Below are 15,581 nucleotides of genomic sequence, written 5' to 3' on the forward strand. Positions count from 1 at the left end.
TTCAGGCAGCCGCTTGGGAAACCATGCGATCGGTCTGCGCCAGCGCCGAAGGACGCAAGACCATCAAGGCAAAGTGAAAGGCAAAGACCAGATGGCCGAGCGTCATCAGCGCGCCGCCCAGCGAGCGCCCCTGCAGCCAAGGCAGCGTGACCGTCACCGATTCCATGAAGGGACGTGCCGGGTCCAGCAGCGCCAGGCCCTGCAGCACGCCGCCGATGCTCAGCGTGATGAGGTAGGTGGAGAAGCCCGCCACCACCAGCCAGAAATGCAGCGAGATCAGCGCGGGCCGGGGCCACGGCGCGTCGACGATGCGCGGCAGCGCGAAGTAGATGCCGCCGAAGATCACCATCGACACGAAGCCGTACATGCCCAGGTGCGCGTGCGCCACCGTGAAATGCGTGAAGTGCGTCACCGCGTTGAGCGAGCGCAGCGCCTCGAACGAGCCCTGCACCGACGCCAGCGTGTACATGATGGCGCCGAACACGATGAAGCGCAGCGTGGCCGAGTGGCGCAGCGCGCCAAAATTGCCCTTGAGCGTCAGGTGCTGGTTCACCGAGAACGCGGTCACCGGGATGATCATCATCACGCTCTGCACGATCGACAGCGTGATCAGCCACGGCGGAATCGGGCCGCCGATCAGGTGGTGCGCGCCGACCTGGCCGTAGAAGAACGCCAGCGTCCAGAAGCCCAGCAGCGACAGGTTATACGAGCGCACCGGCCGCCCGATCACCTTGGGCAGGAAGTAATAGACCGAGGCGAGCGACAGCGGCGTATAGAACAGGCCCAGCACGTTGTGCCCGAACCACCAGTTCATGGTGGCCTGTTCCACGCCGAAATGCACGCCCGGGATCTTGGCCACGACGTACAGCACCGGGAACCAGAACAGGGCCGCGCCGATGTACCAGACCGACACGTACAGATGATGTACGCGGCGCTTTTGCAGCATGAATGCCAGCGGCAGGCCGATCATCATCCCGCCCAGCGCGAACAGCAGGCCCACCTGCCAGGGGATCTCCAGCCACTCCAGGCCGGCGTTGATGCCCACGGCAATGCTGCCGAGCCCCGCCACCAGCCCCGCATTCCAGACCAGCGCGCCGATCATGGCAAAGCGCCCGCCCAGCAGCGGCGTGCGCAGCAGGCGAGGCAGCATCCACAGCGTCAGCCCGAGCAGCCCCATCGGCGCCCAGCCGTACGCCACCGCGTTCAGGTGCAGCGTGCGCAAGCGGCCGAAGGAAAGCCACGCCTGCCCGGTCAGCAGGTCGGGCATATGCAGCTTGAGCGAACTAAGCAGGCCGGCGGCGGACGCCACCACCAGCCAGGCCACGGCACAACTCAGCATCAGCAGGGCCGGCAGGGCGCTGGAGCGATCGGCCTCATGCCGCGCCGCCAGCTCCGCCTCGAGATCGGCGCGCGCGGCGGCGGTCGCGGCAGGCGCCTCCCGGCTGGACGCGGCGCCCACCCAGAGCGCCTGGCGCTGCGCCGCATCGCTCGACGGCTCCTCGGGCTGGCCGACCTCGCCGGGCGCAAAGATGGTGCGCGCACCGGCGGCTTCGAGATCGAACAAACCCTTGCGCAACGACCAGATGAAAGCAAACAGGCCACCAACCGACAGCAGGAAGGTAGCTAACAACAGACTCGTGGGATCCATGGATTTCCTTGCACTTCCCATGACGGCGCCGTGGCGGCCGCGGCTTAGAGGCCATTTCAAAACGATTCTGGCGTCGTTGCGCGGCCTTGCCGTACCACTTGTACTGCCTGCGGCCGCGCGCCTAGCCAGAACCGCTTCGCTTCATTTTGAAACAGCCTCTTAAGGACAGCGCTGAATGCTAAGGAGACAAGGCCGGCCCGAACAGGATCAGATCGGATCGATACAACCGGATCAGAGGGATTCCGGCGTGACATGTTGCCGCAGCAAATCTGCCACATTGGAATATCCCCATGCGCTGTGTCGTGCATCGCGCCGATACGATACAGTTGCCGGAAATCGGACATACGCCAAACAGTGGATCGCCAATGCCGCCCAGCAAGCCAGACACCCCCCAGCTAAAAGACGGGGAAGCCACGCCCGGCACGCTCTACGAAACGCTGGCCGACGATATCGCGCACTCGATCCAGGCCGGCACGCTGCGGCCCGGCGACCGCCTGCCCTCCGTGCGCCAGGCCAGCGCCAGCCGCGGGCTCAGCCCCTCCACGGTGTTCCAGGCTTACTACCTGCTGGAAGCGCGCGGGCTGATCATCGCGCGCCAGCGCTCGGGCTACTTCGTGGCCAGCACCAGCCGCGTGCTGCCGCCCGAGCCCGAGGCCGCGTCGCAACCGGCGGACGAATCCACCACGCTGAATGTCAGCGAACTGGTCTTCGACGTGCTGGCGTCGGCCAAGCAGCGGGAGCTGGTGCCACTCGGCTCCGCGTTTCCCAGTCCGCTGCTGTTTCCGCTACCGCGCCTCGCCAAGTCCATGGCGGCAGTCGTCCAGCAACTGGACCCTTGGAGTTCGGTGGACGACATGACGCCGGGCAACGCCGGCCTGCGCCGCCAGATTGCCCTGCGCTACCTGATCGACGGGCTTACCGTGCACACCGACGAGATCGTCATCACCAACGGCGCGCTGGAGGCGCTGAACCTGTGCCTGGCGGCCGTCACGCGCCCGGGTGACGCGGTCATCATCGAGTCGCCCACCTTCTACGGCGCGCTGCAGGCGCTGGAGCGCCACGGGCTGCGCGCCATCGAGGTGCCCACGCATCCGCGCGAAGGCATCGAGCTCGACGCCCTCGCCCGCGCGCTGGAACGCCACCGCCCGAGCGCGTGCTGGCTGATGACCAATTTCCAGAACCCGCTGGGCAGCCTGATGCCCGACGACAAGAAGCGCGAACTGGTGCGGTTGCTGGCGCGCTTCGAAGTGCCGCTGATCGAGGACGACGTCTACGGCGAGCTGTACTTCGGCAACAAGCGCCCCACCCCGGCCAAGGCGTTCGACACGCAGGGGCTGGTGATGCACTGCGGGTCCTTCTCCAAATGCCTGGCGCCGGGCTACCGGATCGGCTGGGCCGCGCCCGGACGCTTCGCGCGCGAAGTGGCGCGCGCCAAGCTCACCAGCACGCTGACAGTGGCGGCGCCAACGCAAGCCGCTATCCTTCACTACCTGGAGAAGGGCGGCTACGACCGGCACCTGCGGCAGTTGCGCCAGGCGCTGATGCAGCGGCAGGACGCCTTCGCGCAGGCCATCGCGCGGCACTTCCCGCCGGGCACGCGGGCCACGCGGCCGGCCGGCGGTTACTTCCTGTGGATCGAGATGCCGGCCGGCACCGACAGCCTTGCACTGCACCGCTATGCGCTCTCGCATGGCATCAGCATCGCGCCCGGCCCGATTTTTTCCGCGCATGGCGGCTTCCGGCATTGCTTGCGCATCAACTGCGGCCACGACTTCGACGACCGGACCGACGCCGCGCTCGCCACGCTAGGCCGGCTGGCCAGGCTGACTATGCAGTAAAGGCCGCGCCGCACCTGCCTTACAATGCGCGGCCCAATGGAGAACACAAAATGGAATCCCGCCTGACCGAACTAGAAATCAAGGTCGCCTTCCAGGACGACCTGCTCGACACGCTCAATCTCGCCGTGGCACGCCAGCAGCGGCAGATCGACCTGCTGCAGGAACAGCTCCAGGCGCTTTACCAGCAAATGCGCTCCAGCGGCACGGGCGGCGGCGAAAACGGCCCCCAGCACGAACTCCCGCCGCACTATTGATAGTGCGCATGGCCGGCGGCCAGACTGGACAATTGAACAAAGCCGGCGCAGGCGCGGTCAGAAGGGATAACGCGCAAGACGCCAACCTGGAGGCACCGCAGCATGCCGACGACGCAACGCCGCACCCGGCCCCGCAAATCCCTGACAACACGCAAAGCCGCCGCCGGCGCGCTTGCCATGCTGGTCGCCGCCAGCGCCTGGGCCGGCTATAACGTCTGGACCGGCGACTACACATTCTCCCGCCAGGAATTGCAGGACGCCGTCGACAAACGTTTCCCGGCAAGGCTGCGCTACGCCCAGGTGCTCGACGTCCAGCTGACGCATCCGCGCCTGCTGCTCGACGAAGCCAACAACCGCGTGACCACGCAGATGGATGCACAGGTCAGCAACACCTTGCTGCCCGCGCCACCGATCAACGGCACGCTTTCGCTGAGCAGCGGGCTCAGGTACGACCCGGCCAAACGCGCCGTGCTGCTCGACAATCCTTCCGTCGAACGCGTCCAGGTTGCCGGCATGCCGGCGCAATATGGCGAGCAACTGAACGCCATCGGCGCCGTCGTGGCGCAGCAACTGCTGCGCGATTACCCGCTCTACACGTTCAAGCCGGAAGAATTGCACGTTGCCGGCAAAGACGTCGAGCCGGGCGCCATTACCGTGCTGGCCGACGGCATCAAAGTCCAGGTCAATACGCGTTAAACGCAATACGTACCCCCTATTCGTATCCAATGCCGATGCCGTCGCCGTGCAAAACATGTTGTATCCGCGCACGCATTCATACCAGAAATTTGCGCAGTTAATTCACGCCGCGCGAGCAATGTCGCTCGACCGGTTATACTCCGCGCTCCACAACTAACGGGTAAATACAAATGGCCGTAGCAAAGAAAGTCGCAACCAGCGCAGCAGCAAAGACCAAGCCGGCAGCCGCCAAGAAGGCAGCAGTTCCCGCGAAGAAGGCCAGCGTGCTGGCTCGCGAACTGGCCGCTGCAAAGAAGGGCCTGCTGAAGCTGCGCGCTGATGCAAAGAAGGCGATCGAAACTGCTAAGCGCGAAATCAAGGTCGCAGCTGAAGCCGCCAAGAAGGCCGTGCTGGCTGAGAAGCAAGCCGCCAAGGAAAAGCTGGCTGCACAAAAGGCCAAGGCCAAGCCGGCTGCGAAGAAGCCGGTGGTGAAGGCTGCCGTGGCAAAGAAGGCCGCAAAGCCGGCCGCCGCCAAGAAGGCAGCAGCTCCCAAGGCAGCAGCACCGAAGGCCGCAGCCCCGAAGGCAGCTGCTCCGAAGGCAGCAGCACCGAAGAAGGCCGTCGTGAAGGCAGCCCGCAAGCCGGCAGCACCGAAGAAGGCCGTGGCCGTCAAGGTCGAGGCAGAAGCGCCTGTCGCCGCGAAGTAAATCGCGCAAGGGCCAGCGCGGCAGGCGGCCCGGACATGCGCGCGGTAATCCGCGCCGTGCTCCGGTCCCCGCCGCGCACCACTTTTGTGCGAACTGGCTGGCGCTCTGCAGGGCCAGCCAGACAGATCCAGACAATATCCCCGGTTATTCAAGACGCCCTGGCCGATCGGCATTTCCCGATTAGCGCCGCCCGGCTTCGCCTGTCATTTCCCACATTTTCCGCATTTCCACGTTCCACGCATTGCCCGCCAGGACGTTCGCCGCGTCTTAAGCCAACGCTTAACGCTACATGCGCAAAGACAATGCGGCGAAGACTTAGCCCCACTCCGCGCCAGCCCTCAATCGCGCTTTGTCGAATTTCGGCCACGCATTGCACGCGGCCCAATCCGCTTGCGTTCGGCGATGAAGTTCCTATTTTCGGAATACCAGGCTGAAATTATTGGCCGGCATCGGGATTGGCTCGTCCATGCGAAAGCCCTCGGCCTCGCCCAGCGCCGCCACATCTTCCGTATTGCGCACGCCCCAATCGGCGTTCGCGCTGCGCAACTGCGCATCAAAGGCGGCATTGCTCGGCGCGGTATGTTCGCCGTTGCGCCGATACGGGCCATACAGGTAGAGCACGCCGCCGGCTGGCAGCAAACGCCCGGCCCCGGCGAACAGCGCCTCGGCCGCAGACCATGGCGCGATGTGGATCATGTTGATGCAGACCACCGCCTGCGCCGCCTCGATGCCCCAGGGCTGCTGGCGCACGTCCAGCACCAGCGGCGCGAGCACATTGGCCAGCCCGGCATGCTCGGCCCAGCCCGCGATCGACTCGCGCGCCGCAGCGTCGGGGTCGCTCGGCTGCCAGGTCAGCCCCGCCAGCGCGGCGGAGAAATATGCGGCGTGCTGACCGGTGCCACTGGCGATTTCCAGCACCAGGCCGCTCTGCGGCAAGACCCGCCGCAGCACGGCCAGGATGGCGTCGCGGTTGCGGTCGGTGGCCGGCGCCATGCGGCGCGCGTCGTGTTGGCCGTCTTGGTTCGGCATCTTTTTGCTCCTGTTGGGCTGTGGGTCTGGGCATGGGTCTGGGCCGCGGTGGCGCGTTGGCCCGGCGACCGCTCAATACCGCAAGCGTAGCAGGCATGACCGGTCCCGCGCCCATGTTGCCTCAGCCAATCCGCGCCGGTGGCCCGAAACGTTCCCGGTATTCGCCTGGGGTGACGCCGATGCGCTTGAGAAAGGCACGATGCAAAGCGTCCACACTACCAAAGCCCGCGCGCTCGGCGATACGCTCCAGCCGCCAATCCGAGCCCTCCAGCAGGGCTTTGGCACGCTCCACGCGCGCGCACTCGACGAAGCGGGCAGGCGGCTCGCCGGTCTCCCTGGCGAATGCACGCGCGAAGGTGCGCTCGCTCATGCCTGCGCGGGCGGCCAGCACCGGCCCTCTCAGGTCGCCCCTTGGGTCGTCGATAATGGCGGCCAGCAATGCGCGCAACCTGGGCGTGGCACTGCACTGCAGGCGCAGGCCGGTACTGAACTGCGACTGCCCGCCGGGGCGCCGCAGGAACAGCACCAGCTCGCGCGCGACCGCCAGCGCCACCTCGGGACCGCAATCGGCCTCGACCAGCGAGAGGCACAGGTCAATGCCGGTGGAAACGCCGGCCGATGTATAGAAGGGGGGATCGGCGACGAAGATCGCGTCCGGCTCCACCTGAATCGCGGGGCGCAATGTCTTCAGCAAGCCACAAGCGTTCCAGTGCGTGGTGGCACGGCGCCCGTCGAGCAAGCCGGCCGCGGCTAGAACAAACGCCCCCGTGCAAACGCTGGCGATTCGACGCGTACGCCGGGCGCGCGCCTGCAACCAGGCTAGCAGGTCCGGGTCTGTGGCGGCGCGGCGCAGGCTCTCCTCGCCGCCGCCACCGACCACCAGCGTGTCGATGCGCTCCGGCAAGTCGGCAAGCGCAACCGCGCCGGCCAGGCGCAGGCCGGCATGTGTCCCAAGCTCGCCACCGGCTTGCGTGGCGAGCCTGACCTCATAGGGCTTGCGGCGGCCCGCGGGGCTATGCAAGTTCGCCACCGCGAAGACCTCCATCGGCCCCACGACGTCGAGCGACTGCACGCCCTCGAAGCCGAGCACTACCACCTTTCGTGTTGTTTGCTGTAGATAAGCCATGGCAAAGAATGCGGTAATTCTGTCCTTTTTGCCAGTCCCGGCGGAGGGTAAATTCGATCCATGTGCATCTGGTACGAAACGCACCAACCGAGGACACCATGCAGTACGCCATCATGACCCGCCTTGCCGCGCTCGCGCTGTGCACTTGCTCGCTGTGCGGCTGCCTCAAGCCCGCCGCGCAAAACCCCGCTTCGACTGAACCCGAAGAAGCACGCCACGCCGCATCCGCGGCGTCTACCGGCGTGCCGGCGACGCTCACGCTGCCCGCGCCGAAGGCCGGCCACGCGCGACCGCTGGTAGCCATACTGGCCGACAACGCCGGCACCGAAGTCACCGATTTCGTGATTCCGGTTGGCGTGCTGCGAGAGGCAGGCGTGGCTGACGTGCATGCAGTATCGACCGGCCCCGGCACCGTCACCTTGATGCCGGCCCTGCGCGTGCGGGCCGACCTGACAGTGGCGGCCTTCGACGCCGCCTTTCCTGAAGGCGCCGATATCGTGATCGTGCCGGCGATGCATCATGAGGACACGCCGGCCACGCTAGCGTGGCTGCGCGCGCAGGCAGGACGGGGAGCGATCATCGTGGCGGTCTGCGAAGGCGCGCGCGTGGTCGCGAGCGCCGGACTGCTCGATGGCCGCTCGGCCACGACACATTGGTATGCGATGAGCCGTGTCGCCGCAAAATTTCCAGCCACCCACTGGGTGGGCAACAGGCGCTATCTGGCCGATGGCAACGTTGTCACCTCGAGCGGCGTGACTGCCTCGCTGCCGCTGTCGCTAGCGTTGGTCGAAGCGATTGCCGGCCAACAAGTGGCGGCGGCAACCGCAGCGCGCCTCGGCGTGACGGAGTGGAGCCCACGTCACGATTCAGCCCCCTTCAAGCTAGGCGCCGCGAGCATCGGCATCGCACTCTCGAACCGCCTCGCCTGGTGGCGGCACGAGGCCATCGGTATCGCCGTGGCAGCGGGCTTTGACGAGATCGCGCTGGCGCTGCAGGCAGATGCCTGGTCACGGACCTATCGCTCCGCGGCGCTGACACTTGGCACGGCGGCAATGCTGCGCTCGCGCCACGGACTCTGGCTTGAGGCTGACACCATCACCACGCGCGCGGACGACAAGCCAACAACCAGCCGCCATGACTTGCCGCCATACGCTGGTTTGCCGGCGGCGGCGCTGGATGCTGCCTTGGCCGGAATCCAGGACCGCTACGGCCACGCCACCGCGCAATTCGTCGCCCTGCAACTGGAGTATCCCCGCCCGCGCTAGCCAGCTCCCGCGCGAATGAAAAAAAAGGCCCCCGATGACAAAGTCATCGGGGGCCCAACAAAGCGCCGGGGTAACAGCTGTCCCGCGCTTACGCCTTAGTGGTCTTGACGCTCGTGGTATCGGCCGTCAGGTACCCGACGGCGGCGCCAAAGCGGTCCTTGTAGTTGGCGCGCACCAGCGGATCCAGCGTAGCCTGGACCTTGGCGTGCAGGCCGCTCCAGTCGCCCGCGTGCTGGAAGTTGTTCATGATGTAGGTCCAGCCGTTGAGCTCGTCCACCGCATGCAGGCCGGTGGATTCCGCGCCAGCCGGGGTCGAGAGCACGCGCGACAGCCTCTTGGTGTCTACGTTGTAGGCCCACAGGAAGTTGTTGACGTGCTGGCCGCTGTCCTCGCCGATGAACAGGGTGCGCAGCTTTTCCGAGAATTTGAGGTTGTCCGGGTTGGCGATCTGGTCCGGATCGGCGGTGTTGCCGAGTGCGTCCGCGCTGATGTCCTTGCCCACGATCAGCGCCTTGGTATGCACCGGCACCCATTCGCTGTTGATGGCGGCGCCGCCCAGATCCTTCTGGCCGCCGGCAAGATTGTGCTGCATCACGCCGCCGGCGTTGAGCGGCGCGGGGATCGTGATGTTGCTCTGTGCGTTCCAGCCCTTGGCGTTGTTGACGACCATCGAGTCGATCATGTTCTGCAGCGCGGAGTAGGCCACCTTGTCCTTGATATTGACGGTGGTGCCTTCCATCTTGGTGAAGCCCATGCTGCCGCCCTTGAGGTAGGCGTAGCGATGGGTTTCCAGGAAGGCCGCGGCCTTCTCCTTGCCCGGGTTGACCTTGATCCAGTTGGCGGTGCCGCCAACGAAGATCTTGGTGAAAGTGGGGTCCGAGGGGTCGACCGTGCGCACGTCCATGATGTCGGTGGGCAGGTTGGACTTGGCCATGGCCTCGACTTCGGCGCTGGTGGCGTGTCCCAGGTTGACCCACGTCAGGTCGGCACCGGGGGCGGCCGGGTCGATGGAGAAGCCCGCACCCACCTTGGCCACGTACAGCGTGCCGGCGGACAGGTCCTTCTCCTTGTCGGCCACGAACATGAACAGGCCGCTGTTGGTGGCGTCGTCGCCCATCAGCACCGTGCGGTTGTCCGGCATCACATGCACCAGCTCGTGCGAGATGCGGCCCATGCAGAAGTGCTTCTTGATGCTGGCGGTGCCGTCGGCATTGACCGTGACTTCAGGCATGTGGCCATAGAAGTACGGGTTGGCCACGACGCTTGCGGTGCCGAGCAGGTTCTTGCTGAACGCCAGGAACTGCGCGTTGGTGCTGGCCGTGAAGGCGTCCGGCTCGTACTCCTCGCTCGACAGGTGGGTGTTCCACGGCGACAGGCTGGCGCCGCAGGTAATCCACAGGCCATTGACCGACGAAGTATCGACGTTGTGGTACTTGACCAGCGTCAGCTTGCCGGTGGCGGGGTCCTGGTCCAGCGTCAGCACGCCGATCGGGGACGGCAGGCGGCCGTAGGCGCTCGCGCCGGCCTGGTCACGCGTGGTGTACTCGAACTGGACCACGGCGAAGACCGTGTTGCCCTTCACGCCGGCCACCTTGGCGCCGTCGATCTTGAGCAGCGAGGTGCCGTCGGGCGAATCGGAGTAGAACTGGCGTTCCTTGCCGGCCACCGATTTGTCGATGATCGGCTGGTTGTTGATGTCGAAGTAGCCGCCGGCGAGGATGCTGCCGCCCTTGCCATCCGGGACCATGTCGCCGGTGATGAAGAAGGGCTGGTAGGCCAGCTTGTAGGTTTGGCTGCTGCCGTCGCTGAACGATACCTTCAGGCTGGAACCCACCGTGGTGGTAGCCATCGCGGCCGCGTTCGTCAGCGCGGGCGCGGCCATGCCGGTGAATTCGGCGGTCGTAAACGTAGCGCCGGCAGGCGTGACGGGCGTCGGCGCCGGAGCCGTTGCGGCTACTGCGTCGCCATCGCCACCGCAACCGACCAGAAAGGCGGTAGCGCCAAGGCCCAGCGGCAGCATGGGGGCGCCAGCCAGGAATTTAAGCGCCTTGCGGCGGGATGCGTCCGGTTTGTCGAGCATTCTTCTTTCCCGTTTCGTTATGTGAAGGATTAGGCGGCGCGCCATGCGCGCTGCCATGCAGCGCGCTCGTGGGGACAACCGCGCGGCGTTCAGGCCGATGCGTATCCTATGAATGATTTGTTACAGCTTGTTTAAACTGACTGAACTTGCAGACATCCAGGAGGCCTCTCGCACAATCCGGGCGGCCGGGCCGGCTGCGGTACACTGGCGCAGGCCCCAATCCGGTGCCCCGATTCCTTTAGCTTTCAGCCCGCCGGCGCCGCGCATCGCGCGCCGTGACGCGGCCCAACCCGTGCCGACCTACACCCTCGCTTCTCCCGTCCAGTCAGACCTGGAAATCCGCAAGAGCCGCTTCATCGGTTTTGCACTGCCCGTGCCCGACCGCGCCGCGGCCATGGCCGAAGTGGCGCGCCTGCGCGCCGACCACGCCACCGCCACCCATGTCTGCTGGGCGCTGCTCGCGGGGGGCCAGTCGGGCATGTCTGACGACGGCGAGCCATCCGGCACCGCCGGCCGGCCCATGCTGGAAGTGCTGCGCCACCATGAGCTGGAAGGCGTGCTGGCGGCCGTGGTGCGTTATTACGGCGGCGTCAAGCTGGGGGCGGGCGGGCTGGTACGCGCCTATACGGACGCGATTGCGGTGGCGCTCAAGGATGCGCAGCGCATCGAGCGCATCGCCTATGCGGAGCTGGTTGTGGAGGTGGACTACGCCGACGAAGCCCGCGTGCGCCGCTGGATCGAGCAGGAGAGCCACGAGCTGGCGCATGCCGAACACAGTGCTGCCGCCCGGCTGACCATTCGGCTGCCGGCCAGCCTGCTGGCACCGGCCCGGGCCGCGCTGCGCGACGCCACCCATGGCCGTGCGCGCTTTCCCGAAGCGGACGAGGGGCAAGCGCAGTCATGAGCCGCGACATCACCGCAGCCCCGGTGGTCCCGGCAGCGTTTGTCGCCCGCCTGGAGCCGCAGGGCAGCACCTTTCCCGCCCTGCCCACGCAGACGCTGCTCGAAGCCGCGTTGCAGGCCGGCCTGAAATTCCCCAGTTCCTGCCGCAACGGCACCTGCCGCACCTGCCTGTGCCGGCTGGCCGCCGGGCGGATCGGCTACCGCATCGAGTGGCCGGGCGTGAGCTACGACGAGCGCGACGAGGGGTTCATCCTGCCGTGCGTGGCGTACCCCGAGAGCGACGTGGTGATAGAAGCGCCGCAATTGCCCTAGCCAGGCACAGGCGTCAGGCGGCCACCTTGCGCACCCGCCTTGGCGCGGCACGCTGGCGCGCCGCCAGGCACTGCATGAAGAACTGCCACGCGATCCGCAGTGCATCCGGGCCGGACGGATCGGCAAAGGCCTGGCTGGACGGGCCGCCGCTCCACGCGTGCCCCAGCCCTTCGATGCGCACCAGCCGGATGTAGGGCTCGCCCTCGCTCGACCAGGGAAAGATGCTGTAGGCACGGCGCTGCCCACGCTGGACCCGGCGCGGCTTGGCCAGCACGGGCGGCTGCGGCAACAGTTGCTGCCAGAGGGCAGCGCTGGCCAGCGCGTTATCGAAGTGCACCACATGATCGGCATCGCCGTGCAGCAGCAACAACGGCGGCGGGCGGCGCCCCGCTAGTTGAAACCGCGCCGCGTCCACATCCGGCTGGCCCTTGCCGTGCATCACGCGCGCCGCCTGCGCGGCGTTGGACGCGCTGAGCGGCACCGCCCCGGAATGCGAGCCGACCGCGACAAAACGGTCCGGGTAGCGCAGCCCCAGTATCACCGCCATGGCCCCGCCCGCCGACAAGCCGAGCGCGAAGACGCGTTCGCGCCGAACCGGCTGCTGCTGGCAGACATGCTCGACGATTGACATCAACAGGCTGGCCTCTGCCACCACGCGCGCCGCGGAGCGGAACCAGTTCCAGCAGCGCTGGGCGTTGGCCTGCGACGATTGCTCCGGCATCAGCACCACGCAGCCCGCGCTGCGCGCCAGCGTAGCCGCGCGGGTGCAAGCGGCAAAGCTGGCCGTGTCCTGGCCACAGCCGTGCAGCAACACCAGCAAGGGCGCGGGACGCGACGCGCTCACGCCCGGTGGGATAAACAGCCGGTAACGGCGCTGCACGAGCGGCCCCAGCCCCCAGCTGCCTTCCTCCCAGCGTCCGCCGCCACGGCTGACCGGCGTTGGCACCGGCGAGGCAACGCCGGTCAGCACGCGCTGCGCCGCCTTGCTCATCGCCTCGCCCTGCCTGACCGCTGAACGGATCGCGGACTTCGTGACCGTGCGCTGCGCACGCCGGACATTGCGGGTGGCGATCTTGCTCAGGGTATTCCAGAGCTTGGTGCCGCTGCGATTGCGTCGTGTCATCGGCGATATGCCATTGGCGGCATCTCCAGCGCGGGGTTGCGGGAATGCGCGGCCTGCGGTGCGCATCCGGCTTGGATGCGCAGTGTTTCGCCGCGGCGCAGCAGCCAGTATGCCGCGCGCAAGGACGTGCTGTCAGCCCGATTGCGTGCAAACCGCGCCACGTGGGCGCATTCCTACAGCACGACGCGGCACGCATCCGGCAGCGGCACCGGCGCGTCGCGCGCAACCCCGAGAGAATGCGCCTTCGCCTCCATCCCGATCAGAACAACCCGCGCAGCGCCAGCTCGGCCCCGAGCAGCAGCAGCCCGCAAAAAAACAGCTTGCGAAAACGCGCCGCGCTGATGCGATGGCGCAGCCACTGGCCGATGAACATGCCGGCCAGCGCCGGCACCAGCGCCAGCAGCGACGCCCCCAGCACCGGCGTGTGCAACAGCGCGCCATGCATCGCCAGGCTCACCGCGAGCGCGATGGTGGACACCGTGAACGACAAGCCAAGCGCCTGCACCAGCGTCTCGCGCTCCAGGCCCAGCCCCTGGATATACGGCACCGCCGGAATCACGAACACGCCCGTGACCGCCGTGATCGCACCGGTGACCACACCGATCAGCGGCGCCAGCCAGCCCTCGGCGGCCGGCGGCACCTTGGGGTGGAAAGCCACCAGCCCCAGCACCGCGTACAGCACCAGCGCCGCGCCCAGCCATGCGGTGGCATGCACCATCAGGCTGGGCGGCAGCAGCGCGGCGGCCAGCCACGTGCCCACGCAGATCGCGGCCAGCAAGGGCCACATCCGCCGCGCCAGCTCCCCAAGCCGCGGCCCGGTGTAGAGCTGAACGACGTTGGTTACCATGGAAGGCGCGACCAGCAGCGCGGCGGCCTGCGCAGGCGGCATCGCCAGGCCCAACAGCCCTACCGCCACGGTAGGCAGCCCAAGCCCCACCACGCCCTTGACCAGGCCGGCAAGCAAGAAGGTAAAGCCGATCAGCGTGGCCTGCCCATTCAGGAAAGTCGACTCCATGCCGCCCTCACCGGGCCGGCGACGCGGGCGCCGCAATGGGTGCGTGCACGGCGCGGCTGTCCGCCGGCGCCTCGTCGCGTTCTTTCAGGCCGTAGTCGCGCAGCACATGCGCCACGCGCAGCCGATAGCCCGCGAACACGCCGCCCCGCCCGGCCGACTGCGCCAGCCGGTGCTCCTCGGTATTGCGCCACGCCATGACCGCGGCCTCGTCGCGGAAGAAAGACAGCGACAGCAGCTTGCCCGGATTGGTCAGGCTCTGGAAGCGCTCCACCGAGATAAAGCCGTCGATGGCCTCCAGCGTGGGCCGCAGTTGCGCGGCGATCTGCATGTAAGTGTCCTTGCGGCCCTCGGCCGGTTCGACTTCGAAGATGACTGCGATCATGGTGGGGTCCTATTGATTTGACTTGCTTCACAGAAAATGCGGAATGCGCGCGTTGACCGAGGGCCGATAGCGGAATGCGCGCGCCAGCGGCGCCGGATCCGCACCGCGCGCCAGCAGCGCGGCCACCACGGCCTGCGCCACCGTGGACGCCAGCGCGTCGCCGGGGCAGGCGTGGTGGCCGCGCCCGAAGGTCCAGGGCGCAGGCGTCGCCGCCTCACTCTGTTCGAGCGAGGCGGCCGCCAGCACGACCAGCACCGTATCGCCCGCCATCAGTTGCGCACCGCACAGGCGGACATCGGCGGCCAGGAAGCGCCGGGTGTTCTGCACCGGCGGATCCTCCCGCAGCACGCGTGCGGCCACGCAGTCCAACGCGGGCAGCTCTCGCCCATGGGACGTATCCCGGCCCAGGCGCAGCAGCATGTTGCCGACCAGGCCGGCGGTGGCCTCGCATGCCTGGATCAGCAGGCCGATCGCATTGGTTGCGATGATCTCCGGCGCCACGCCGGCGGCAAGCGCTTCCTGCACCAGTGCGTCCAGCGGCGGCGCGGATGACAGGCTCGTGCGCATCCAGGCCTGGAGCCATGTGGCGGCCTCGCTCCCTGCGGCAATCTCCTGCGCTGTCGCCAGCGGCGACATGGCCCGCGCGAAGGCTGCCACCTGGCCCGCTACGCCGGGCTTGCCGGCCACCGGCAGTCCAAGTGCATCAGCCACCGTCAGCACCGGCAAGGTGAACATCCAGTGGTTCACGGCGGCACCGGGCCGGACGGCGTCGAACGGCAGATCCCGCGCCAGCGCCAATACCCGCGCGCCCATGCCGGCAAACGCCAGGCACGCCATGCGTTTGCGCAGCACGCCCTTGAGTGGCGCATGCCAGTCCCCATCGTTCATGCGGATCAGCCCGCCGAACAGTGCGCCGGCCGGGCTGCCCTCCAGCGCTGGCGGCACGGCTTGCGCGGGCGGCCGCACGCGGCAAGCGGGATGGGTCAGCACGGCCTGCACCTCGGCGGCGCCGGCGGCAACCCATAGCCCGAGCGTTTCATCGCGATAGAACGGCCGCTGCGCGGCAAGGGTGCGGTAATACGGCGCCGGATCGGGGTGCGTCACGGCGCAAAGCGGGTCGGACGGCATCGGCATGGCGGTCGGCAAGGGCATGGGGAGGCGGATCGAGAGCACACAAGCAGTATGCCGTCGCGCGCCGCGCGACGTTTCATGACGATGTGAAAT

The 15,581-nt window shown here is 67.4% G+C and carries 15 protein-coding genes; 7 read left to right on the forward strand and 8 right to left on the reverse strand.

Annotation, left to right across the window (positions count from 1 at the left end):
• Position 1: 1 nt before the first annotated feature.
• Positions 2 to 1,648, reverse strand: a complete 1,647-nt coding sequence (locus AC1RQK_RS21425; RefSeq protein ID WP_492811018.1) for a cbb3-type cytochrome c oxidase subunit I — start codon at positions 1,646 to 1,648, stop codon at positions 2 to 4.
• Between the two features lie 365 nt (positions 1,649 to 2,013).
• Here AC1RQK_RS21425 and AC1RQK_RS21430 point away from each other — a divergent pair, with 365 nt between their 5' ends.
• From AC1RQK_RS21430 to AC1RQK_RS21445, 4 genes are all read left to right on the forward strand, one after another.
• Complete coding sequence (locus AC1RQK_RS21430; RefSeq protein ID WP_193692215.1) at positions 2,014 to 3,486, forward strand: aminotransferase-like domain-containing protein; 1,473 nt, start codon at positions 2,014 to 2,016, stop codon at positions 3,484 to 3,486.
• Between the two features lie 50 nt (positions 3,487 to 3,536).
• Positions 3,537 to 3,740, forward strand: a complete 204-nt coding sequence (locus AC1RQK_RS21435; protein ID WP_043357297.1) for a SlyX family protein — start codon at positions 3,537 to 3,539, stop codon at positions 3,738 to 3,740.
• A 177-nt stretch (positions 3,741 to 3,917) separates the two neighbouring features.
• Entirely contained in the window at positions 3,918 to 4,436 is a 519-nt protein-coding gene (locus tag AC1RQK_RS21440; RefSeq protein WP_254615466.1) for a DUF1439 domain-containing protein, read from the forward strand.
• Between the two features lie 263 nt (positions 4,437 to 4,699).
• Positions 4,700 to 5,122 (forward strand): fumarate hydratase, encoded by a 423-nt coding sequence (locus AC1RQK_RS21445; protein ID WP_370563575.1) that lies wholly within the window; start codon positions 4,700 to 4,702, stop codon positions 5,120 to 5,122.
• A gap of 411 nt (positions 5,123 to 5,533) precedes the next feature.
• On the opposite strand, the gene AC1RQK_RS21450 is transcribed toward AC1RQK_RS21445, so the two are convergent.
• Complete coding sequence (locus AC1RQK_RS21450) at positions 5,534 to 6,151, reverse strand: DUF938 domain-containing protein (protein WP_492811021.1); 618 nt, start codon at positions 6,149 to 6,151, stop codon at positions 5,534 to 5,536.
• Positions 6,152 to 6,272: 121 nt separating this feature from the next.
• Positions 6,273 to 7,277 carry a GlxA family transcriptional regulator gene (locus AC1RQK_RS21455; RefSeq protein ID WP_492811023.1) on the reverse strand — a complete coding sequence of 335 codons (1,005 nt, stop codon included), beginning with the start codon at positions 7,275 to 7,277 and terminating at the stop codon, positions 6,273 to 6,275.
• A gap of 98 nt (positions 7,278 to 7,375) precedes the next feature.
• Here AC1RQK_RS21455 and AC1RQK_RS21460 point away from each other — a divergent pair, with 98 nt between their 5' ends.
• Complete coding sequence (locus AC1RQK_RS21460; RefSeq protein WP_492811025.1) at positions 7,376 to 8,542, forward strand: DJ-1/PfpI family protein; 1,167 nt, start codon at positions 7,376 to 7,378, stop codon at positions 8,540 to 8,542.
• 88 nt (positions 8,543 to 8,630) lie between these two features.
• On the opposite strand, the gene AC1RQK_RS21465 is transcribed toward AC1RQK_RS21460, so the two are convergent.
• Positions 8,631 to 10,622: a PhoX family protein gene (locus tag AC1RQK_RS21465; protein ID WP_492374485.1), complete on the reverse strand. Its 1,992-nt coding sequence runs from the start codon at positions 10,620 to 10,622 to the stop codon at positions 8,631 to 8,633.
• A gap of 292 nt (positions 10,623 to 10,914) precedes the next feature.
• Here AC1RQK_RS21465 and AC1RQK_RS21470 point away from each other — a divergent pair, with 292 nt between their 5' ends.
• Both AC1RQK_RS21470 and AC1RQK_RS21475 read left to right on the forward strand, forming a co-directional pair.
• A complete protein-coding gene (locus AC1RQK_RS21470) occupies positions 10,915 to 11,526 on the forward strand; it encodes an IMPACT family protein (protein WP_492374484.1) in 612 nt (203 codons plus the stop codon).
• Positions 11,523 to 11,837: a 2Fe-2S iron-sulfur cluster-binding protein gene (locus AC1RQK_RS21475; protein ID WP_492374483.1), complete on the forward strand. Its 315-nt coding sequence runs from the start codon at positions 11,523 to 11,525 to the stop codon at positions 11,835 to 11,837. Before AC1RQK_RS21470 ends, AC1RQK_RS21475 begins: the two co-directional genes overlap by 4 nt.
• 13 nt (positions 11,838 to 11,850) lie before the next feature.
• Here the strand turns inward: AC1RQK_RS21475 and AC1RQK_RS21480 are convergent, their stop codons facing one another.
• The 4 genes from AC1RQK_RS21480 to AC1RQK_RS21495 all read right to left on the reverse strand — a co-directional run bounded on the left by AC1RQK_RS21480 (position 11,851) and on the right by AC1RQK_RS21495 (position 15,509).
• On the reverse strand, positions 11,851 to 12,960 hold the full coding sequence (locus AC1RQK_RS21480; RefSeq protein ID WP_492374482.1) for an extracellular catalytic domain type 1 short-chain-length polyhydroxyalkanoate depolymerase: 1,110 nt from the start codon (positions 12,958 to 12,960) through the stop codon (positions 11,851 to 11,853).
• Between the two features lie 259 nt (positions 12,961 to 13,219).
• Entirely contained in the window at positions 13,220 to 13,975 is a 756-nt protein-coding gene (locus AC1RQK_RS21485) for a sulfite exporter TauE/SafE family protein (RefSeq protein WP_492374481.1), read from the reverse strand.
• 7 nt (positions 13,976 to 13,982) lie between these two features.
• Complete coding sequence (locus AC1RQK_RS21490) at positions 13,983 to 14,357, reverse strand: antibiotic biosynthesis monooxygenase family protein (RefSeq protein ID WP_492374480.1); 375 nt, start codon at positions 14,355 to 14,357, stop codon at positions 13,983 to 13,985.
• Between the two features lie 27 nt (positions 14,358 to 14,384).
• Complete coding sequence (locus AC1RQK_RS21495) at positions 14,385 to 15,509, reverse strand: cytochrome P450 (protein ID WP_492811029.1); 1,125 nt, start codon at positions 15,507 to 15,509, stop codon at positions 14,385 to 14,387.
• Positions 15,510 to 15,581: the final 72 nt, after the last annotated feature.

This window comes from Cupriavidus sp. GW822-FHT02D05, from assembly GCF_058802485.1.

Excerpts from the sequence above, each read along its gene's own strand:
- AC1RQK_RS21425 (WP_492811018.1), bottom strand. The coding sequence starts at position 1,648 with ATGGATCCCACGAGTCTGTTGTTAGCTACCTTCCTGCTGTCGGTTGGT.
- AC1RQK_RS21430 (WP_193692215.1), top strand. The coding sequence starts at position 2,014 with ATGCCGCCCAGCAAGCCAGACACCCCCCAGCTAAAAGACGGGGAAGCC.
- AC1RQK_RS21435 (WP_043357297.1), top strand. The coding sequence starts at position 3,537 with ATGGAATCCCGCCTGACCGAACTAGAAATCAAGGTCGCCTTCCAGGAC.
- AC1RQK_RS21440 (WP_254615466.1), top strand. The coding sequence starts at position 3,918 with ATGCTGGTCGCCGCCAGCGCCTGGGCCGGCTATAACGTCTGGACCGGC.
- AC1RQK_RS21450 (WP_492811021.1), bottom strand. The coding sequence starts at position 6,151 with ATGCCGAACCAAGACGGCCAACACGACGCGCGCCGCATGGCGCCGGCC.
- AC1RQK_RS21455 (WP_492811023.1), bottom strand. The coding sequence starts at position 7,277 with ATGGCTTATCTACAGCAAACAACACGAAAGGTGGTAGTGCTCGGCTTC.
- AC1RQK_RS21460 (WP_492811025.1), top strand. The coding sequence starts at position 7,376 with ATGCAGTACGCCATCATGACCCGCCTTGCCGCGCTCGCGCTGTGCACT.
- AC1RQK_RS21465 (WP_492374485.1), bottom strand. The coding sequence starts at position 10,622 with ATGCTCGACAAACCGGACGCATCCCGCCGCAAGGCGCTTAAATTCCTG.
- AC1RQK_RS21475 (WP_492374483.1), top strand. The coding sequence starts at position 11,523 with ATGAGCCGCGACATCACCGCAGCCCCGGTGGTCCCGGCAGCGTTTGTC.
- AC1RQK_RS21480 (WP_492374482.1), bottom strand. The coding sequence starts at position 12,960 with ATGACACGACGCAATCGCAGCGGCACCAAGCTCTGGAATACCCTGAGC.
- AC1RQK_RS21485 (WP_492374481.1), bottom strand. The coding sequence starts at position 13,975 with ATGGAGTCGACTTTCCTGAATGGGCAGGCCACGCTGATCGGCTTTACC.
- AC1RQK_RS21490 (WP_492374480.1), bottom strand. The coding sequence starts at position 14,357 with ATGATCGCAGTCATCTTCGAAGTCGAACCGGCCGAGGGCCGCAAGGAC.
- AC1RQK_RS21495 (WP_492811029.1), bottom strand. The coding sequence starts at position 15,509 with ATGCCCTTGCCGACCGCCATGCCGATGCCGTCCGACCCGCTTTGCGCC.